We start from the raw sequence: 20,674 nt of genomic DNA on the forward strand, positions 1-20,674 counted from the left end.
AGTTGATGTTTCTTTGATAATATTCAAAAACGAGGTGGTGAAAATGTTAAATTTCTTAGAGGCTATAGGAAATAGAATAGAGATTTTAGATAAGGTTGATACATGGGAAGAGGCGGTAAGAATAGGTGGGAAACTTTTAGAGAAGGATGGTATTGTGGAACCTAATTATATAGATAAAATGATTGAGGTATGTAAAGAATTGGGGCCTTATGTGGTTATTGCTCCAAGAGTAGCAATCCCCCATGCTCGTCCCGAAGATGGGGCAAAATCCTTTGGGGTTTCTTTATTAGTAATAAGGAATGGAATAAATTTTGGATCTTATAATGATCCTGTTTATCTTGTAATTTCTTTTGCAACTCCTGATAAAGAATCTCATCTTGAATTTTTACAAGAGTTGGCAGAAATTCTTCAAGATTCGGAAAAATTAGCAGAACAGTTTATAAGTTTTAAAGATAAAGAGGAAATTAAAGATTATATTAAAAAATTCTTTTCTAAAGTTAATACATAAAAGGGGTGTTACAAATGGTGAACAAGAGACTTAAGATTGTTGCTGTTTGTGGAATGGGTTTAGGTAGCTCCTTAATATTAAAAATGAATATAGAAAAGGTAGTAAAGGATCTTAATTTGGAAGCAGATGTTTCAACAACAGATATATCTACTGCAAAGGCAGTATTAGGAGATGCAGATATTGTTATTACTTCTCCAGAATTAGCTCCACAACTTGGGGAGTTAAAAGCCAAAGTTGTTACAATTAAAAATTTTGTTAATTTTCAAGAGATGAAAGAAACCTTGGAGAAAACCTTAAAAGATTAAAAATATATGGGGAGGTGTCAATATGTGGATTCTTAAGTTTATCCAAGATATCCTAAGTGTACCTGCAATTTTGGTGGGTGTTGTGTCTTTTGTAGGTTTGGTAGTTCAGAAAAAGACATTTTCAGAAGTGATAAGTGGAAGCATAAAAACTGTATTAGGATTTTTGATCTTAGTAGCTGGTGCCGTAACTTTGATTGGTTCTTTGAATGCATTGGGTCCAATGTTGGAAACAGGATTTGGAATAAAAGGGGTTGTTCCTAATAATGAGGCTATAGTTGCTATTGCCCAAAAAACCTTAGGTAGAGAAACTGCTTTAATAATGGTATTTGGTTTCCTTGTAAATATACTGCTTGCCCGTTTTACACCATTTAAGTTCATATGGTTAACAGGACATCATAGCTTTTATATGGCTGCTTTAATTTCTGCAACCCTTGGAACAGCAGGTCTTACTGGAGCGGGACTTGTGATATTAGGGGCAATAATTTTAGGATTAATGCAAGTTTTGATGCCAGCATGGATACATCCTTATATGAGGAAGGTAACAGGTTCTGATGATATTGCTTTAGGTCACTTTGGTACTTTAGGATATTTTGTTTCAGGTGCTATTGGAAGTCTGGTTGGAAAGCCTGAAGATAGTACTGAAAATATATCCTTCCCAAAGACTTTAGGCTTTTTGAGAGAATCTTTAGTAGCAACAGGTATAACTATGATTATAGTATTTTTAATTGCAAGTATTGCAGCAGGTCCTTCCTTTATAGAATCTAAATTGAGTGGAGGTCAGAACTTTTTAGTATATGCAGTTGTACAAGCTTTAACTTTTGCTGCAGGAGTGGGTGTTGTAATTTATGGTGTTAGAATGATAATATCAGAAATTATACCAGCATTTAAAGGAATTTCTGATAAGATTGTACCTGAAGCAAAACCTGCATTAGACTGTCCTGTAACATTCCCTTATGCTCCTAATGCTGTAATAATTGGTTTCATATTTAGTTTCTTGGGTGGAATTGTTTCTATGCTTCTTATGCCTTTGTTGGGTTTACCAGTTATCATTCCAGGTTTGGTGCCTCATTTCTTCGTAGGAGGTACTGCTGGAGTAATTGGCAATGCAACAGGAGGTAAAAAAGGAGCTATTTTGGGATCCTTTGTAAATGGTATTATTATTAGCTTTGGTGCAGCATTGTTACTACCAGCTCTCGGAACACTTGGATTTGAAAATACTACTTTTGGTGATTCTGATTTCCAATGGTTAGGAATATTGATAAGTTTAATAGCTAAGTTATTTAAATAACATAAATCAATCAATTAGGTATATAATAGAATAGATTGAATTTAAAACCCCCTGTTCTTGCAATAAGACAGGGGGTTTTTATTAGGAGGTTAAATAAGATGAAGACAAAGAGGGCTTTTTTAATTGAGCCAAGAAAATTCGAGATTGATTACGTAGATGTGGAGCCAAAGAGAAATGAGGTATTGGTAAAAGTTGTCTCTTGTGGCCTTTGTAATTGGGAACTTAATCATTGGCATGGAAGACTCGGAACTTTTCCACAATCATTGGGGCACGAATGGGCAGGAATTGTGGTGGATGTTGGCTCTGATGTAAAAAATTTAAAGCTAGGAGATAAAGTAACCGCATTACCGGATGATCTTAGTGGTTTTTCACAATACACAGTAGTAAGTGAAAAAAATTGTATTAAGCTTCCTGATAATATAGATATTAAATATGCTCTTGGGGAACCACTAAAGTGTATTATTACCGTATTAAGGGCAGCTCGACCTGAGGTTGGAGATTATGGGATTGTTGTAGGATGTGGTTTTATGGGATTGTTGTGTATTCAAGCATTAAAAGGAAATACATTATCAGAACTTATTGCTATTGATATTGACGAAAAGAAATTAGATATGGCCTTAGAGTTTGGTGCTACAAAGATAATTAATGCAAGAAAAGAAAATGTTGTAGAGAAAATACAAGATATAACGAAGGGACATATGGCCGATTTTGTAATAGAAGGTACTGGAAATCCAAATGTATTAAATATTTGTCAAAGATATTTGAAGACAGGGAGAGGAAGATTGATTCTAATGAGTTCTTATGAAACTGAGTGCGATAAATTTGATTTTAGAGAGGCAATAAAAAGGTCCATAGAGATAATAGTAGCTCATCCTTCTTATTCTTTAGATCCATATGATGATTTAAGAAGGGCTGTAAATCTTTTAGAGAAGGGAACCTTTAATATAGAAAGATTGGTGACACATGAATTTCCTCTTGAGAATATTCAAGGGGCATTTGAAACATTAGAGAGTAAACCTGAAGGGTACATAAAAGGCTTAGTAGTAATAAATGAGGTTTAATAAGGGAAGATACCCTCTGTCCCAGAATATGGGACAGAGGGCATATTAAAATTATTCCCAGTCAAGGAGTCTTTTTTCTCCTTCAAGCTTTTTAATATCTGTAATATCTTGGGTTACTTCTAATGTTCCGAGATAGTTTCCATTTTTATCTCTTACAGCAAAATATCTAATAAGTATTAATCTTCCATTCAAATTTATCCAGAAATCAGCATGATCTTTTGTGCCTTTCTTAAATTCATTCACAATCTTTTCTACTATATGGACACTTTTTTGAGGATGACATTGTTGTACTTTCCTACCAATTACAGCCTTTGTTCTTACGAATATTCTATCTTTTGTCTCGCTGAAATATCTTACTTCATCATTTTTGTCAACAAAAGTTATATCTACAGGAAGGGTGTTTAAGAGTGCTTCTAATTCTTCTAAGGTAAAACTTCCTGTAGGTAGATTTATCATACCTTCTTTCTTTTCTAATTCTTTTTCTTCTGTTTTTTCTATTGGTGTTAATACAGATGGAGGAGTGAAACAGCAATATCCAATCTCATCAAATTGTAATCTTATGTCTTTTAATTCATCCTCAGAAAGTACATGAAGGGCCATGGGAAAGAGAATATTATTTTCTTTATAGAAATGGCTTGAAAGCATTTCTGAGAGGTCAGTAGCAAGAAGGGCTAATTTTCTTATGAATTCTTCAGGTGAGATATTTATATAAGTGTCCATAAGTTTATATATATCTTTCTTTATGGCTCTTATCTTATCATGATCCATCCACATTATGGCAGGTGGTTCTGTGATACCATGTTTTTCTAAATATGGAAAAAGTACGTTTTCTTCTCTTAAATAATGTTTCTCTGATTCTTTAAAATGGTTTATTATATCTTGTAGTTTATTTAATTTCTCTTTTCCTTCATCGTAAGTTTTTATATTTCTCATTTCCTCAACAATATTCTTTAATTTGTCTGCAAATTCTAAAAGTGCTTTGTGCTCTTCCATAAGTATTGTTATAGGATTTCCTGGACCACCTTCAGGCCCTTTTTCTAAGGATTCTTGAAAAACTGCAAGATGTACTTCACAAAGTTTCATTACTTCTTCTCTTGGTAGTCCTTCTTTAATTAATTCTTCCTCTATTTGAGCTATTTCTGTAGGAGTTACGCTACCAAACATCTGTTTAAACTGCTTTTTTAAAACTTCTGGATCTTCTCCTTGATGGATTTTTTTAATAAGCTCCTTTAGGGCTTCTTTTCTACTAATTCTCATACCAAAAATCTCACTCATAGTTTTACCTCCTTTATAGATTTTTGAAATTCTCCATCCTCAATAACTCATAATTTTTTACTCTTCCTAAATAGAAGGTTTAAAGTTTCTTAATCTCAGAGAATTTGAGATCACAAATACAGAGCTAAAAGCCATAGCGATACCTGCTATCATGGGATTTAAAAGAATTCCTGTAAAAGGATACAATGCTCCTCCTGCAATAGGTATTCCGAGAGTGTTATAAATAAAAGCCCAGAAAAGATTCCATTTAATAGTTGATAGGGTTTTTCTACTCAATTCTAAAGCTCTTACGATTCCTTTTAGATTATTTCCTGTAATAATTATATCAGATGATTCTATGGCAATATCTGTGCCAGATCCCATAGCTATTCCAAGATCTGCTTGAGTTAGCGCAGGGGCATCATTTATGCCATCTCCTACCATGGCAATAAATTTACCTTCTTTTTGAAGTTTCTTTATTTTGTTTAATTTATCTTGAGGAAGAACTTCTGCGAAAAAGAAAGATAGATCCAAGATTTTTGCAACTCTTTCTGCAGAGACATTATTATCTCCTGTTATCATTCCTACCTCAAGCCCCATATCCTTTAGTTTCTTAACTACCAATTTTGCTTCTTCTCTTATTTCATCTGTAAAAGTTAAAATTCCTATAGGTATATCATCTTTCTTTAAAAGAGCAACAATTTTTGATTGTTTCATATATTGTTCATACATGTCTTTTATTTCGTTTTTTGGTTTAATAATCTTTCCTAAGAAATACTTTGAGTTGTTTATTACTCCTTCTATTCCTTCACCTGGAATTTCTCTAATTTCTGAGGTCTCCAATGGTTTTATATTTTCAGTTTCGCTTTTTTCTAAAATTGCTTTTGCTAAAGGATGATTTGAAAATTGCTCTAAGGATACTGCAATTTTTAAAATATCTTCTTTTGTATAATTATTTAATGAGATAATATCCACAAGTTTTGGGCTTCCATAGGTTAATGTTCCAGTTTTATCAAAAACTATAGAATTAATTTTATCAGTTTTCTCAAGCACCTCTGCGTTTCTTATGAGAATTCCCATTTGCGCACCTTTGCCAATACCAACAACAAGAGCTGTTGGAGTTGCAAGACCTAATGCACAGGGACATGCAATAATTAATACTGCTATAAAATTGGAAAGCGCATAATTAAAAGAAGGTTTTGGGCCAAATATGTACCAAAGAAAGAAAGTAATAACAGATATGGTTAAAACTGTAGGAACAAATATGCTTGCTATTTTGTCTACTAATCTTTGTACAGGAGCTTTTGTATTTTGGGCAGATTCTACCATCTTTATTATTTGAGCTAAGACAGTTTCTCCCCCAATTTTTGTTGCCATAATTTTTAAGGCACCATTTAAATTTAAAGTACCTGCATAGACATTATCTTTTTCTTTCTTATCCTTTGGAATACTTTCACCAGTAATCATAGATTCATCAATGGAGGAATATCCCTCTATGATTTCTCCATCCACTGGAATTTTTTCACCTGGTTTTATAAGTACTATATCACCCTTTACTACATCATTAATAGGTACTTCTGTGAATTCATCTCCTCTTTTGACTAATGCTTTTTGAGGCTTTAAAACTATTAATTTTTTTATAGCAGTAGAAGTTTTTCTCTTTGCTCTTAGCTCTAAGTATCTTCCAAGTAATACAAAGGTAATTATTACAGAGGATGTATCAAAGTAAACCTCAGGGGAAAGTCCTTTAACAGTGAAAAAAGAAGGATAAAATGTAGCTAATGTGCTATAAATATAAGCTGAGGTAGTGCTCAAAGCTACTAAGGTATTCATATCAGAGGTTTTATGTTTGAGAGCTGTCCAGGCATTTTTATAAAATTTATATCCACCATAAAATTGTACAGGTGTAGCTAAAAGAAAAAGTAAATATGAAGGAGATTTAAAAAAGAAGCTTCCTAAAACAATAGGAATTGTAAAGATTAAGCTTATAATAAATCTTCTTTTAAGATCTTTCAGTTCCTTTTCCCTGTACAACTCTTGGAGATCCTCTATTTCACCTTCTTTTGGCTCAAAAGCTTGATATCCTAATTCATTTATTGCCTTTTGTATATCCTTTAATGATATTAATGAAGGAATATATTCTACATATAACTCCTCTTTTGCAAAATTTACTTCAGCCTTTATAATTCCATCTAAATTTCTTAGAGTATTTTCTATTCTTTGAGCACAACCTATACAGCTCATTCCAGAGATAGGTATTATTAATTCATTGGTTATAACTTTATAACCTAATTCTTCTACCTTGTTTTTTATCTCTGTAATATTTAAGTTATCTCCTACAATTTCTGCTTTTTCCAAAGAAAAGTTTACTTTAACCTCTTCTATTCCTTTTATATTCCTTAAATTATCCTCAATTCTTAATGCACAGCCTACACAACTCATTCCAGAGATAGGAATTTCAATTCTTTTGCCCATATATCAAACTCCTTTTTTCAAATTTATCTATTATATTATATACCAAAATGGTGGGATTTTAAATTGAAAAATTTTAACAATAAAAAAGATAAAAGGTCTAATTTTGACCCTATGCTTAGATAAAATCCTCAGTAAAAGATATAAGGAGGTGATATATAATGAGATTCAAAAGTATAGTATCTTTATTGTTTCTTTTTATTCTACTTTTTAATTTTGCTTTTGCTCAAAGCTCTGCTCCAAAACTATATATTGATAAAGTAAATAGCCCAGAAGGATATCTTATTGATCCAGTAAAAACATATTTTATAGAAAAGATTAGAGCAAAAGGTATAGAAGTGGTATATGATAAAGCACAAGCAGACTATATAGCAGAATTGACAATAGTATCTGCAAATAGTAGAAGAAGTTTTAATTGGTTAATTTTTATCTTACCATTCTGGCCAATAGTCCCTTTTACAACTGTTGAAGGGGATGCTATTGTAGCTGTAAGAATATTTGATATAAATGGACAAGAAGTAGTTTTTGATCAGGCAGGATCAGTGAAAAGTGGAATGTGGTTCTTTGGTGATTTTGTCTCTGGAAATTCTGTGAAAAAAGATGCAGCTTTAGATTGTATAAATAAAATAGTGTCAAGACTAAATATAAGATAAAATTTCTTTTTAGGGGGGAAATTTATATCCCCCCTGTTTTATTGATGATCAAAATTTTTAAGAGAATTTTTTCATTGAGGGGTTTAAAAATGAAAAAATTTTTTAATTTTTTTTCAATCTTTCTTTTTTCTATTGTGATTTCTGGCTGTACACCAAAAGATATATTATCACCTCAAATATCTATTTCTCTGTCATCCTCTGATCTAAATAATCTTTAAGGAAAAGTGACAATAAGTGTAAACATAGTTGATAGATCCCTGACTAAAGATAATCAAAGGGGTCCAAGTGGGATTAATAAAATAGAATTATATATTGATATTACAAAAAGTTATGGAAAGTACAACAAGTCCTCTCACCTATGTATGGGCTACAGAACAATATAAAGATGGTTATCATACTATAATGGCAAAATCCTATGATAATGTTGGAAACGTGGGAATTGAAAGAGTAGGTGTTAGGGTTGTTAATGCTGAGTGGCTCTTTTTAGTTTACTTAGATGGTGATAATGATCCGGAAAAATTTGCTATTCAAGATATGAATGAGATGGAGATGGTAGGCTCTACAAATAAAGTAAAAATTCTTGTCCTTTTTGATCGTATACCAGGATATGATACATCAAATGGAGATTGGAATAATGCAAGACTATATTATGTTACTAAAGATTACGATGCAAATAATATAAACTCAGTTTTGATTAAAGACTACAATGAATTGGGTATGTCAGATACAAATACATTAAAGGATTTTATTATCTATGGAATGACAAATTACCCGGCTAAGAAGGCTTGTTTGGTTTTTTGGAATCATGGTGATGGGGTTTATCCAAGATCACCCTCAAAGGATGATGTTCAAAGAGGTATTGCTTGGGATAATACTACACCTGGTTACTCATGGAATTTTTTAACTATTGTTAAGGTGAGAATTGCCCTTGAATCTGCAAGGCAAGTTACAGGAAAGAAAATAGATGCGATTAATATGGATGCTTGTTTGACACAGATGTTTGAAGTGGCATGGGAGTGGCAGTATGAGACAGATTATTTAGTTGGTTCAGAGGCTATAGTTCCAGGTTATGGTAATGATTATTACACATTACTTTATCATCTGACTCAGAATCCTACGATGACACCATCGTAATTTGCAAAAACCATAGTAGACGATTACTACGCTTTTTATAATGGAAAAGATGATACTACCTATTCTTATATAAAATTGGGATCTGCTTTTGATACAGTAAAGAGCAAGTTTGCAGTCTTCGCAAAAGCTCTTTATGAAGCTGATGATAATCAAATGGCAATTATTAAAAATGTTTGGAATAATGTAACATACTTTGATAAGACGGAGTTATAATGATCTTTGTGATTTTGCATATAAGTTATATTTAAATACCACAAATTAAGATATAATGATAAAGGTCAATGATTTAGTATATACCCTTTTAAATAATTTTTATTATGAAGATACTGGTAAATATGCAAATACAAATAAAGCATATGGTGTATCAATCTTAATTCCTACATATAGTTCCTGGCAAAATTATAATGGATATGATCAATATAATCTTCTTAAAATAAATCAAGATACTTATTGGTACTATTTTGTTCAAAGATTAGCTTATTATACTCAATATTAATTTATTTGCATCAAAAATATGGCTGGACATTCAAAATATATTTTCCTGCCTTTTTTAATCTAAAAATTTATAAGGACAGTTTTTGTCACTTAAGGAGTTTATAATAGTAACCAAAAATAAAATGTGAGGGGTGAGAGTATGAAAGAGCCAAGAAAAATTACATTGGGTTTAATTTTTTCCTATATATTTGGGGGTATGTTTATCATTTCAGGATTAGGGCATTTAATGTCAGGAAATATATTTGGGGGAATAGCAATTTTAATTTCAGGCTTAATTATTTTTCCATCTACTTATAAGATAATAATTGCAAAAACAAATATATCTTTATCAACAGGTGTTAAATTACTAATTGTTTTAATAGCTTTGATTATTTTTGCAAATACTATAGATAATAGTAATTTATCAGAAAAAAGTAATGTGAATTTAGTATCTGAAACTAAAAAGGTAGAAGTAGTAAAAAAGCCCGAATTGGAAATAATTAGCTTAAGAATGGAGAGAGATGAGCTTGGGGGTTATGTAATAGGTATAGTGAAAAATAATACTAATAAACAATATAATTATGCACAAATTGAGATAAACCTATATGATAGTCAGGGGGTACAGGTTGGAAGTACTTTTGCAAATATAACCAATTTAGAGCCTGGAGGTATATGGAAATTTAAAGCTCCATTTTTTGAAAAAGAAGCGGTAAAATGCAAGGTAAAATCTCTTTGGGGATATTAGAAGTTTAGATTTGGTGAGATGGAGAGGAATTTTTTTTAAAGGTCAGTTTTTGACCCTTTAAACATTTATAATATCTCTTAGGAAAAAATTAATAAGGGGGATATCTATGAAGATAATAGATTATGTATCTCAGGTAAAATTTGGAGACCCTCAAAGATATGAAAGTATAACTGTCATACCAATTTTTGCAGAAATAAATAAAGTTCCTTTCTTTATAACTTTGGATGAAGCTTTGAAGACAAATGGGTTCTATATAAAAGAGGTTGATCAAACAGGTACAGTACCAAATTTAAAAGTAATAAATAAGCTTGATCAAAAGGTATTCATATTAGATGGGGAAGAATTAAAAGGAGGAAAACAAAATAGGGTGGTAAATACATCTTTGTTAATAAAAAACAAATCTGAATTTGTTATACCTGTGAGCTGTACTGAGCGAGGAAGATGGCACTATGAATCTCATCATTTTGGGGATCCTGATGTAGTAATACCTGCTGATATTAGAAGAATTAAGAATGAGAGTGTATTAAGCTCTTTGCTTTATAGCAATAAATACAATTCAGATCAAAGTATGATATGGGCTGAAATTGAAAAGTTACAAAAGGAGTTTGGAATAAAATCTGAGACATCAGCTATGAGGGATGTTTTTGAGAAAAGAAAGAATTTATATGAGAATATGAAAGAAAAGTTTCCTTATGTAGAGGGGCAGAATGGGATAATAGTATTTGAAGATGGAAAATTTGATGGTTTGGACATTATCTCTCTAAAATCTGCTTATAAAAATCTTCATGATAAATTAATAAAAAGCTATATATTCAGAAGTAAAATTCTTAAAAAAGAAAATAATACAGATTATGGAGATGAATACGAAAAATTTTTAAAAGAAATAGAAGCTGTAGAGGCTTTAAAATTTAAATCTCCTGCCCTTGGCTGGGATATAAGAATTGCAAGCAAAAATTATGTAGGATCCATTTTAACCTATGCAAATAAGCTTATACATATTAACTTTTTCAGAAAAAGAATATAATAATAAGAAATAATTTAATAGATGGGGGGATATAGAATTTGAGATTTAAAGTAATCTTAGAAGGCGATATTCTTCCTGTTGATTATCGCAACCATTTTATGGGCTTTATAAAAGAAGCCTTGAAAGTTTCAGATTTGGGAAAGGAATATTTTGAGAATCTTTATAAATATGAAGGTTTGATCTGAACAATGTGGGATTTAAACGTCACAACTTCAATTTGTTAGATATTATTAGTTTTTATCTTTTATTCTGTAGAAATGATCTTCTATTTCACTCTTTGGATAGTGAGCTATTGAGGATTTTTAATATTAAATCTTTATAACGATAACCTTTTGCCTCTGCAATTTTTATAATATCAGAGTAATTAGGAATTAAAAGGGGAAGAGAATTCACATCCAAGACAAAAGCTTCCTCTCCTCTTACTCTTATGTCAATTCTTGCAAAGTCTTTGAGTCCTAAAAGTATAAATGAACTTCTTGCATTATCTTTTATACTTTTTTCTATATTTTTATCTATTCTTGCAGGACAAAAATACTTAGTTTTCTCTCCAAACTCTTCTTTTACTCTTCCAGAGTAAAATCTTTCAACACTTTCAGGAAGTTATGAAAAATCAATTTCCAAGAGGGGGAGAATCTCTAAATTCTTCTTGTTTCCGAGAATTCCCACACTTATCTCTTTACCCTCTATGAATTCCTCAACTAAAGCTTCTTCTTGAAATTCCTTATGGATGTAATTTACTATATATTTTAGCTCTTCTATATTCCTTACTAAGGATTCTTTTTTTTATTCCCTTTCCACTCCCTTCTCTGTTGGGTTTGACAAAAAGAGGAAAAGAAAGATTAATATTCTTGGGTATTCTTTCATCAGGATACACAAGAAAAAATGGAGGTGTTGGAATTTTGTAGTATTGTAATAAAATCTTGGTATGGGTTTTATTAAGACAGAGAGAGTGGGTATATGCTGAAGGACCTGTATAGGGGATCCCTAAAAAATCACATAGTGATGGTATAAGTATTTGTCTTGTTTCTTTTCCTTGAGTAAAAAGATTAAAGACAAAATCTACACTTTTAATTCTTTCTAAAAAGTTTTCTGAGACAGGGATTAAAGTTACAGTATATCCCTCATCTTTTAGAATATTTTCTATTTCATTTACCATTAATTCATAATCTGAAGAACAAGGAAGATTATAAGCTATCCCAATTCTCATATTAATCTTTCTATTCTTTCCTTTTCTTTAAGAATTTTTCCCCTTTCATCTACACAATAATTAGCACCATTTATTACGAAAGTTTTAACTTCCCCTCTTGCCACAGAGAATCCTTTAAGCATGGGAGCATCTAATATACCGCATTTGATGGCATTATATATATTTTCAGGTGATAAAAAAGCATCCTCTGATTTTGCCAAGTTTTTTATAGCGTCGAGAATAATTAAAGCTTCTTCTTTTAGTTCCTCCTTTCTTTTGAGAATTTCGGGATCTGAAGAGAAATCAGGAAGCCCTGAAGAAGCTAATATATAAGCTCTTTCCACCATCTTTACACTCTCTATAATCTCTTTACTCGTAGCGGGATACATTGCTTCAGAATAGGATACTACGTGAATGATATGGGCTTTAGATATGCCCCATAAAACATTGAGGATACCAATTGTCCCATAGCAGAATAAGGGTCTGCTGGAAAGGATAAAAGTCCTGTTCTTATCATTCTGTAAGAGACAAAATCTTCATCATGTAAAGATTCTACAAGCTCAATCTTTGCAAGAGCCTTTGCTATATCCATCTTAGGTGATATATTGGGAGGAGTATTTAGCATATATTGAGCTACGTATTCCTTAACCCCAAGTTTCTTTGCTACTAAACTAGCTATATAGCATGTTGCAACTCCAATGGCATCATGGGCATTTCTTAGTTCCCATTGATGAGATTCATTGATTTCTACAGGAATTCCATTTTCTGCATTCCATTTTATACCTTCCATATTTTCTTTTATTGCTGATAAAAGTTCTCGATCTGATCTTCTGTCCAAATCAGAATACCAAGTTAGAGGTATAGCGGACCAAGCATTATTAATGGTTTCTTTAAGAAGCTTTGAAAATTCAATAAGATTTTTAGTGCCAGAATAACATCTTAATAATGGAAAGTTTTCTCTTCTTGTAGCATTATATAATCTTATAAAATCCTCTTTTTTCCTTAACGGAACCCCTCCTGCACCATCTTGTTTTGGATCCATTTTTTCAGGTTCAAAAAAATAGCTTTGAGTATTTTGGTCTGGAGCTATTGAGATAATATCTAATAATCCTGAATCTGCTAATTTTTCTATTTCTTTTATAGTTTCATCAAGACTTGGGAGGCCTATGTGATGTCTGAATAGAGGAAAGGGACTTTTCCAATTTATTCTTTCTTTTAAAGTTTGAGGAAATTTCCTTTTATCTTTTTTATCTATGATCTCTCCCTGAATCTCTTTTAAAAAATCTATGACATCTTCCATCTCTTCTGAGCCATCAAAAACCTTATAAATATAGGAAAATTTCCTTGCTATTTCACCTGTTTCCTTTGTACCTCCAAATAGAAATATCCTGTTTTCCATTAAGTTTTTGCTTTTAAGTTCCTTTTCTAAATCTGAAAGTAAATTTCTTAACGGTTCTCTTCCTAATCTATAACTTATAGCAACAATTTCTGGATTTGTCTCAATAATTGCCTCTATGAGTTCCTTTATGGAAATTGCTCCTCCAAGATATATAGTTTTAAAGCCTAATTTCTCAGCAAGGTTTAAAAAGTTAAGAACTCCTGCGGTATGAATACAACTTCCAATATTTGCCCCTAAAATCTTTTTCAATCTTCTCCCACCTCTATGTACCTTACTATATCATCGACAGTCATACCCTCTAAGCCCAAAGATTTTACAGTCCTCCCCTTAGAATAGTAATCCTCACCCATCATAACAGAAACAAAATGTATGGTAGCATCTATGGTAGGAGTAGGGACTCCAAAATATTTTCCAAAGGATGATATAGGAACAAGACTCATTGGTACATCCTCTAAAATATATCTATTAGCAATTACTGTAGGAGCCAAGATATCCCTGTACCCAGAATTACTGTGAATAGCTTCATAAAGATCCCTTCCATCTACATCATAAGCATATTTTAACCATTGTTTTGCTGTTAAAGGTTCTGCTTTAAAAATTTTCATAACATTGCATCTTTCATTATCAATTGCTTCTAAGACTTTTGCTACTGAAGGAGATATTCCTTCAAAATAGAATTCAAATTTTCCAAAGGTAAATTCAATTCTTGCTGCATTTAAAATTGTAGTGGCTGGATGAAAAACTGCACCAATGTTGTTAAAACTTGTTATAACTACATTTTTAACAATTTCAAATTCAGGCATTACCTTTTTTAGTGTTTTTTGTAGCACATGATTATCCTTTGCAGGAAGACAAGATATTGGAACTGCATTCTTTTTTCTGAATATTCTTACTACTCCAGGGTTAGAACATCTTGAAGCAAAAATAAAAGTTTGAGCCTCTGCAACAAAAATTTTTTTCTTACATCCTTTATCTCTTAATACTTTTCTAAACTCCAAAGCTCCTCCTGTTCTTCCTGGATTTAAAACTATTATTTGATCATCTTCTAAGTAAGGTGCTAATTTTTCAGCTATATCTCTATGAGCAAAGGCTGGAACTACAACTAAGATTAGTTCTCTATCCTTTATTGCAGATTTTATATCTGTAGTTGCTAAAGAGATGTCATATTCACCAGAATTTTCTCCTTCTAATATGATTTTTCCAGAATTTTTAATGGGTTCTATTCTCCACTCGCTTCTATTGTATAAGGAAACATCATAACCTTTCATAGAAAGGTAACCTGCTAAAGCTTGTCCTCCGTTTCCTGCACCTATTATACATATTCTAATCATAATTTTACCTTAAATAATGATTATATATTAACTTATTTGTATTAATAAAATAACATAAAATAACTTATTCTGCAATTCAGATCTAACTTTACTTCATTGTTAGGCTATATAAAGTGGAGAAATTAAATCTTATGCATCTTTAAAGTAAAATCTACTAAGAGGTGTTAAAAACCCGTAGCAATTTAGCCACTGGTAAATTGGTTCATATTTTTAATTTACAATCTTATGATAGTTTATAAGTTCTGTATTTGATTTCATTTTTTTCTAAAGCCTCAAGTAAGATTAGTATTTGTTTATTAACACTTATTTCACCTATGAAATCTAAGACTCTTGCAAGTTTAAAGGCGTTTTAAAAGGCTTATGTGGAAAGACTGGAGGTGTTTAATATCTCTTTTATGTTCTGGGGAAAAAATCCTTTCTTAATGCCATCAAACTCATACTAAGAATTGGAAAAAAGGGTTCATATATAAAAGTTATGGAAAGAGGATAAAGGCCTTTTGATTCTCCTTTATTTTGAATATATATTTATTGATTTATCTGAACTATATAAGTAGATTCTTAAAAAGAAAACAATACCAGGATGCAAAATAATAGGTGATCTAAAATATGCTTGATAAAAAGGTAATAATCAATAAGAAATACACAATAATTAAACTTCCTATTTCAAAAGTTTGGGATAAATATAAAAGAAAAAATGGAAAATTAAAAAACTTATAGAAAAAACCATTCCTCCAGAAAGGATAAGACATATAGCATTAAATAAAAAGAATAATCTTTTTTACTGTGTTATCAAGCCAAATCCTAATTCCACTCCTCAAGAAGTTAAAGAACTTATAGAAAATTTTTCTTATATTTTTAAAGAAAACTAGAATAGGTTCCTAAAAGTAATTAAAAATTTTGATAGATATTCTCCAAGATCCTTCCAATGTTTATACAGTATAACGGCAAAATTACCAGCGTAAAATAATAGTAAATGTTTTTCACCTAAAAAAAATTTATAAGTTATGTATGGAGAAAGTGCTATAAATCCTATGATTACTCTTAATGCATCCTCTCCTACAGTTGTTCCTCTTGGTTTTATTATTGTGAATATGGTAAAAGTAGTACCAAGGATAGTAGGTGCTTCCCATTTAGTAAGTACAGACCATGCTCCAAAGGATACTGCTACAGCCTTTCCCCCTTTAAATCTTAACAGGGGTGAAAAGGCATGTCCGAGCACTCCAGCAAGGGCTGAAATAGCTATGATATATTTATTCTCTACCATACCTAAGGATATAAAAATGGTAAGGGGGAAGGCTCCTTTCAAGTAATCAAGAAGTAGGGCTAAGATACCATATTTCCATCCCTTTGCTCTCCATAAATTTGATGCCCCAGGATTTCCATCCCTTATCTTTGATAGATCTACGTTTAACATTTTAGCTATAAAATGGGAGTACATTATAGAGCCGGAAAGAAATTGAAAAAGAATTACTAAAATGTTAATCCACACGAATTTTTCTCCCTTTCCATATTACAGTTTTTATAAAGAAGGTTCTAAATATGGAGTAGGAAAAGACAAATAAAAAAAAGATAAAATGTAAGGGGAAAAATAGGGCATCATACCATTTGTAATCTCCTAATTTTCTTTGTAGTATATAAAATTGAAAGGCATAAAGGGGGTATAGTATATTGAAGAGATTGCTCTTAAAATAGAAGATGCTGGCATATACACCATATATATAAAAGAAAATGAGGAGAAAGTTTAATATATTAATAGAAAAGGCTCCTTTTGCCATATTTTTACTTAAACCTCTGAAAAGATCTAAAATCCCATTAGGATACATTCTAAATTTTATATATCCATTTCCTAAGAAATTATTTACAGGTATATTTTTTTGAATGCAATTTTGGGCAAGGGACATATCTTCCACTACTTTATCTTTAACTTCTTTATGACCCCCTACTATTTCATAATCTTTTTTAGATATCAACATAGATGGTCCAAAGGCTCCATCTTTTTTACCCAATAATGCCATGGAGAGTATAGACACTAAGTTAAAGGTAAAATTCAAATGCTCATAAAACCTTTCAAATCTTTGATAAGGCCAACAAGATACCAATCCTTTATATTTTTCATAACTTGTTAAAAGAACCTCTATAAAATCTTCTCTTGGCTCCACATCAGCATCAAGAAATAAAAGCAGATCTCCTCTTGACTCTAAATATCCATTCCATATTGCCCAATTCTTTCCTACCCATCCTTCTGGTGGATCCTCATGCAAAGATACTACCTTTACATTAAACTTTCTTGCTACTTCTTCTGTGTTGTCCTCAGAATTGTCATTTACAACTATGATTTCATAAGGTTTATATTTTTGTCTCTCAAGAAGAGAAAGAAGCTTAGGAAGATTTCTTTCTTCATTTCTTGCAGGGATGATTACCGATATCTTATAGTCTTTTAAGTTTTGATCTTCTCTCTTAAGAAAATTAAGATTTTTGTAGTATAACCACCCTATTCCCCAAGAAATTATAATTATAATTTCTTTCATCATTTCAGATTATATCATTTTTTTTGTTAAAAAAAAATTAAAATAAGTATTATAATAGATCATAAAAGGTTAAAAATTTATTAAAATACTTGGGGAGGTGTCTTATGAGTAAAAAGAGAGTATTTTCCATCCTTTTAATCCTATTTTTAATGTTAATTTTTGTAACAAACATTGGTGCGCAGACGAAAAAGGTAAGGCTAAGTATTATAGATGTGGCAGGAAATTTACAACTTACTAAAGATGCTATAGAGGCCTTTAAATTAGCTCATCCTGATTTAGTAGAGGATATAGAGTATTTGAAGGCCACCGCTCCAGAACTTCCAGCAAAAATAAAGGCGCAACAGATGGCAGGAAATGTAACTACTAATATGGTACTTACTGGCTATGATGCTATGGCCTCTGGTTTGGAGATGGGACTTTGGGAAAATATCTATCCAACCTATAAGCAATATTTCCCTGGTCTTGAAACCAAATATCTACCTGGGGCAAAAGCAGCTTTTGATCTCTTCCAAGGATATGGAATAGTAGTGGTATATTGTCCTGGAGGTCCTATGTTTACTTATAATCCTGAGAAAGTAAAGAAGGTACCTCAAACTGCAGAGGAACTTCTTGAGTGGGCAAAGGCAAATCCTGGTAAATTCATGTATGCAAGGCCTGCAAACTCTGGACCAGGAAGATGCTTATTACAAGGGTTGCCCTATATATTAGGTGATAAAGATCCTAAAAATCCAAAAACATGGGATAAGACATGGGCATATCTAAAAGAGCTTGATAAGTATATAGATTATTATCCTACAGGTACTGCGATTACTTTTAGAGCTTTAGCAGAGGGAAGTGTTTATATTATTGCAAGCCATCTTGGTTGGGATATGAATCAAAGGATATTGGGAGTAATTCCTCAAACCTTCAAGGGTTTCTTCTTGAAAAATACTACTTGGGTAACAGATGCTCATTTTATGTGTATGCCAAAAGGATTAGATGAAAATCGCAAAAAAGCTACACTGCAACTTATGGCATGGCTTTTAAGACCAGAAATGCAAGCTTTAACATATGATAATGGATATTTCTATCCTGGTCCAGCTATAAAAAATGTTCCTCTTAGTAAGGCTCCAGCCGAAATTCAAGAAAAGATTAAATCTGCCATGAGGAAAGAATATGAAGATGCGATAAGAAAGTTTCCATCGACTACTCAACTTGGAGCAAAAGAATTAGTAGAGGCTTTTGATATGTGGGATAGATTAGTAGGATCAAAAGTAAAGTGAATAATAGGATGGAAGGGGAGGATTATCTCCTCCCCTTTTTGAAAATATGAAATCAGGGTAAGGGGGATAGAATGAAGGATTTTAAGGAAATTAAAATTCAAAATCTTGTAAAATATTATGGCAACAGAAAGGTTGTGGATAGTTTTAGTTTAACTATCGAAAATGGTGAATTTATTACTCTTTTAGGACCATCTGGGTGTGGAAAAACTACTATTTTAAATTCAATAGCAGGGTTAATACCTATTGATGGTGGAAGTATATACATAGATGATGAATGTATAGATGATGGAAAGAGATTTGTACCACCTGAAAAGAGAAACTTTGGGATGGTTTTTCAAAATTATGCCCTTTTTCCTCATCTTACAGTTTTTGAAAATGTAGCTTTTGGACTTAGAATTAGAAAAATTCCAGCTTCAGAGATAAAAGAGAGGGTTATTAAGGCTTTAAGATTGGTTCATTTAGAGGAGCATGTTGATAAGTATCCAAGACAGCTATCTGGTGGTGAACAACAGAGGACTGCCTTAGCTCGTTGTATAGTAACAGAACCTCGTCTTATGTTGCTTGATGAGCCTCTTTCCAACCTTGATGCCCTTCTCAGGATTGAGATGAGATATGAATTAAAAGCCATTCATGAAAAATTAGGTATTACTACTATATATGTAACTCATGATCAACAGGAAGCATTAGCACTTTCTGATAGAATAGTGGTGTTAAATAAGGGAAAGATTCAACAAATTGGTACTCCAGAAGAAATATATTCATATCCAAGGAATTTATTTGTAGCCCATTTTTTGGGATTTAGAAATATATGGAATGTGGATGTAATCCATGTAAGAAATGAAGAAATAGAGTTTAAGTTAGGGGATTTTGTTTTAAATGCAGTATTAAATGAGAAATACAAGGAACATATTCTTAATTCTATTAGGGATAAAAAGAAGCTTTATATTTCTATAAGACCAGAAGATGTAAAGATAGGAGAAGGACCTAATAATTCCTTAGAGATGAGGATTGAGGTTATAGAATATTTAGGACAAGTAAGACAGCTTTGGGGATACTTAAATGGTAATTTACGTATTGAAATATCTACTATTGAAAAGGTAGTGCTTAATCCAGGGGATAAGATTAATATATATATTCCTCCTGAGAGAATTCTTGTTTTTCCTAAGGAGGATGTCCAATGAAAAAGAGAGAATTTTTAACAGTATTTTTATTGCTTTTACCTGTGCTTATATATTTTATTTTCCTTTTTATCTATCCCTTTATATATGGTCTTCTTTTAAGTTTAACTAACGATGAGGGAAAATTTACCTTTGCAAATTTTATTAAATTTTTATCTGATCCTTGGGATGCTAATACTATATGGATTACTTTAAAGATAGCCATACCTGCTACTTTATTGAATGTATTAATAGCTATGCCTCTTGCCTACTATATGCGTCATGGAATAAAGGGAGAAAAATTAATATCTTTTCTTTTGATTTTACCCATTACATTAGGGAGTGTTTTTGTGGCAGAAGGTATGCTTACTTATATGGGACCAAACGGTTGGCTTAATAAGATATTATTAGCATTAAAAATAATTGATAAGCCTTATAGATTTACTCATAGTTATTTAGGAGTACTTCTTGCATTGATAATTCAAGGTTTTCCCTTTGTATTTTTAATGCTTTTAGGATATATATCTGGAATTGATCCTACCTTGGAGAAGGCTGCAAGTATACTTGGTGCAAGCAGATGGTATATCTTTAGAAGAATTATATTCCCTCTTTGGATGCCAGGAATAGCAATGGCTACCGCTTTGAATTTTGTCATGAACTTTACAGTTTTTCCTTCTGCTGTGTTATTAGGTCAACCATCTGGGCCTACAAGAGTAATTTCTATAGCAGCTTACCAATGGGCTTTTGAAAAATTTGATTTTCATATGGCATCTGCTATTGCCATTATTATGGGCTTAGTAGAGCTTATCTTTATTCTTATTGTTATGCTTATAAGACAAAGATTTTTCAAAATTGTTGCTACTTCAGGCGGAAAGGGATAGGAGGGATTTTTT

21 protein-coding genes and 2 pseudogenes are annotated in these 20,674 nt (G+C 31.7%); 15 read left to right on the forward strand and 8 right to left on the reverse strand.

Going from position 1 to position 20,674, the window contains the following annotated elements:
- Positions 1–43: 43 nt before the first annotated feature.
- From ACY3JJ_RS01615 to ACY3JJ_RS01630, 4 genes are all read left to right on the forward strand, one after another.
- The gene (locus ACY3JJ_RS01615) at positions 44–508 is read left to right on the forward strand and encodes a PTS sugar transporter subunit IIA (RefSeq protein WP_463092063.1); all 465 of its coding nucleotides are present in this window, start codon (positions 44–46) and stop codon (positions 506–508) included.
- A 14-nt stretch (positions 509–522) separates the two neighbouring features.
- On the forward strand, positions 523–813 hold the full coding sequence (locus ACY3JJ_RS01620) for a PTS sugar transporter subunit IIB (protein ID WP_463083053.1): 291 nt from the start codon (positions 523–525) through the stop codon (positions 811–813).
- A gap of 22 nt (positions 814–835) precedes the next feature.
- Positions 836–2,101: a PTS ascorbate transporter subunit IIC gene (locus ACY3JJ_RS01625; RefSeq protein ID WP_463083054.1), complete on the forward strand. Its 1,266-nt coding sequence runs from the start codon at positions 836–838 to the stop codon at positions 2,099–2,101.
- Positions 2,102–2,199: 98 nt separating this feature from the next.
- A complete protein-coding gene (locus ACY3JJ_RS01630; RefSeq protein ID WP_463092064.1) occupies positions 2,200–3,162 on the forward strand; it encodes a zinc-dependent alcohol dehydrogenase in 963 nt (320 codons plus the stop codon).
- Positions 3,163–3,213: 51 nt separating this feature from the next.
- On the opposite strand, the gene ACY3JJ_RS01635 is transcribed toward ACY3JJ_RS01630, so the two are convergent.
- Positions 3,214–4,437: a DUF438 domain-containing protein gene (locus ACY3JJ_RS01635; protein ID WP_463092065.1), complete on the reverse strand. Its 1,224-nt coding sequence runs from the start codon at positions 4,435–4,437 to the stop codon at positions 3,214–3,216.
- Between the two features lie 66 nt (positions 4,438–4,503).
- Positions 4,504–6,891 carry a heavy metal translocating P-type ATPase gene (locus ACY3JJ_RS01640; RefSeq protein WP_463092066.1) on the reverse strand — a complete coding sequence of 796 codons (2,388 nt, stop codon included), beginning with the start codon at positions 6,889–6,891 and terminating at the stop codon, positions 4,504–4,506.
- Between the two features lie 158 nt (positions 6,892–7,049).
- Between ACY3JJ_RS01640 and ACY3JJ_RS01645 the strand changes: the two genes are divergently transcribed.
- From ACY3JJ_RS01645 to ACY3JJ_RS01680, 8 genes are all read left to right on the forward strand, one after another.
- The gene (locus tag ACY3JJ_RS01645) at positions 7,050–7,541 is read left to right on the forward strand and encodes a hypothetical protein (RefSeq protein ID WP_463092067.1); all 492 of its coding nucleotides are present in this window, start codon (positions 7,050–7,052) and stop codon (positions 7,539–7,541) included.
- An 89-nt stretch (positions 7,542–7,630) separates the two neighbouring features.
- Positions 7,631–7,759, forward strand: a complete 129-nt coding sequence (locus ACY3JJ_RS01650; RefSeq protein ID WP_463092068.1) for a hypothetical protein — start codon at positions 7,631–7,633, stop codon at positions 7,757–7,759.
- Positions 7,760–7,871: 112 nt separating this feature from the next.
- A complete protein-coding gene (locus tag ACY3JJ_RS01655) occupies positions 7,872–8,675 on the forward strand; it encodes a clostripain-related cysteine peptidase (RefSeq protein ID WP_463092069.1) in 804 nt (267 codons plus the stop codon).
- A 75-nt stretch (positions 8,676–8,750) separates the two neighbouring features.
- Positions 8,751–8,888, forward strand: coding sequence for a hypothetical protein (locus ACY3JJ_RS01660; protein ID WP_463092070.1), 138 nt, complete (start codon positions 8,751–8,753; stop codon positions 8,886–8,888).
- 55 nt (positions 8,889–8,943) lie between these two features.
- Positions 8,944–9,171, forward strand: a complete 228-nt coding sequence (locus ACY3JJ_RS01665; protein ID WP_463092071.1) for a hypothetical protein — start codon at positions 8,944–8,946, stop codon at positions 9,169–9,171.
- A 138-nt stretch (positions 9,172–9,309) separates the two neighbouring features.
- Positions 9,310–9,894 (forward strand): FxLYD domain-containing protein, encoded by a 585-nt coding sequence (locus ACY3JJ_RS01670; protein ID WP_463092072.1) that lies wholly within the window; start codon positions 9,310–9,312, stop codon positions 9,892–9,894.
- Positions 9,895–10,000: 106 nt separating this feature from the next.
- Positions 10,001–10,918, forward strand: a complete 918-nt coding sequence (locus tag ACY3JJ_RS01675; RefSeq protein WP_463092073.1) for an ARPP-1 family domain-containing protein — start codon at positions 10,001–10,003, stop codon at positions 10,916–10,918.
- A 38-nt stretch (positions 10,919–10,956) separates the two neighbouring features.
- On the forward strand, positions 10,957–11,103 hold the full coding sequence (locus tag ACY3JJ_RS01680; protein ID WP_463092074.1) for a hypothetical protein: 147 nt from the start codon (positions 10,957–10,959) through the stop codon (positions 11,101–11,103).
- Between the two features lie 85 nt (positions 11,104–11,188).
- On the opposite strand, the pseudogene ACY3JJ_RS01685 reads toward ACY3JJ_RS01680, so the two are convergent.
- The 6 genes and pseudogenes from ACY3JJ_RS01685 to ACY3JJ_RS01710 all read right to left on the reverse strand — a co-directional run bounded on the left by ACY3JJ_RS01685 (position 11,189) and on the right by ACY3JJ_RS01710 (position 17,362).
- Positions 11,189–11,677 (reverse strand): annotated as a pseudogene (locus tag ACY3JJ_RS01685) (D-alanine--D-alanine ligase family protein).
- Positions 11,640–12,125 carry a D-alanine--D-alanine ligase family protein gene (locus ACY3JJ_RS01690; RefSeq protein ID WP_463092075.1) on the reverse strand — a complete coding sequence of 162 codons (486 nt, stop codon included), beginning with the start codon at positions 12,123–12,125 and terminating at the stop codon, positions 11,640–11,642. Before ACY3JJ_RS01690 ends, ACY3JJ_RS01685 begins: the two are co-directional and overlap by 38 nt.
- A pseudogene (locus ACY3JJ_RS01695) lies at positions 12,122–13,752 on the reverse strand (cobalamin-dependent protein). Before ACY3JJ_RS01695 ends, ACY3JJ_RS01690 begins: the two are co-directional and overlap by 4 nt.
- On the reverse strand, positions 13,749–14,831 hold the full coding sequence (locus tag ACY3JJ_RS01700) for an NAD/NADP octopine/nopaline dehydrogenase family protein (protein WP_463092614.1): 1,083 nt from the start codon (positions 14,829–14,831) through the stop codon (positions 13,749–13,751). The pseudogene ACY3JJ_RS01695 and the gene ACY3JJ_RS01700 overlap by 4 nt, the downstream one beginning before the upstream one ends.
- A gap of 868 nt (positions 14,832–15,699) precedes the next feature.
- Positions 15,700–16,323: a glycerol-3-phosphate acyltransferase gene (locus tag ACY3JJ_RS01705; RefSeq protein ID WP_463092076.1), complete on the reverse strand. Its 624-nt coding sequence runs from the start codon at positions 16,321–16,323 to the stop codon at positions 15,700–15,702.
- Entirely contained in the window at positions 16,313–17,362 is a 1,050-nt protein-coding gene (locus ACY3JJ_RS01710) for a glycosyltransferase family 2 protein (protein ID WP_463092077.1), read from the reverse strand. The genes ACY3JJ_RS01705 and ACY3JJ_RS01710 overlap by 11 nt, the downstream gene beginning before the upstream one ends.
- 104 nt (positions 17,363–17,466) lie before the next feature.
- Between ACY3JJ_RS01710 and ACY3JJ_RS01715 the strand changes: the two genes are divergently transcribed.
- From ACY3JJ_RS01715 to ACY3JJ_RS01725, 3 genes are all read left to right on the forward strand, one after another.
- A complete protein-coding gene (locus tag ACY3JJ_RS01715) occupies positions 17,467–18,624 on the forward strand; it encodes an ABC transporter substrate-binding protein (protein ID WP_463092078.1) in 1,158 nt (385 codons plus the stop codon).
- Between the two features lie 71 nt (positions 18,625–18,695).
- Entirely contained in the window at positions 18,696–19,805 is a 1,110-nt protein-coding gene (locus tag ACY3JJ_RS01720; RefSeq protein WP_463092079.1) for an ABC transporter ATP-binding protein, read from the forward strand.
- Positions 19,802–20,662, forward strand: a complete 861-nt coding sequence (locus ACY3JJ_RS01725; RefSeq protein ID WP_463092080.1) for an ABC transporter permease — start codon at positions 19,802–19,804, stop codon at positions 20,660–20,662. Before ACY3JJ_RS01720 ends, ACY3JJ_RS01725 begins: the two co-directional genes overlap by 4 nt.
- The last annotated feature ends 12 nt before the right edge of the window (positions 20,663–20,674 follow it).

The organism is Dictyoglomus sp. DH, from assembly GCF_055181375.1.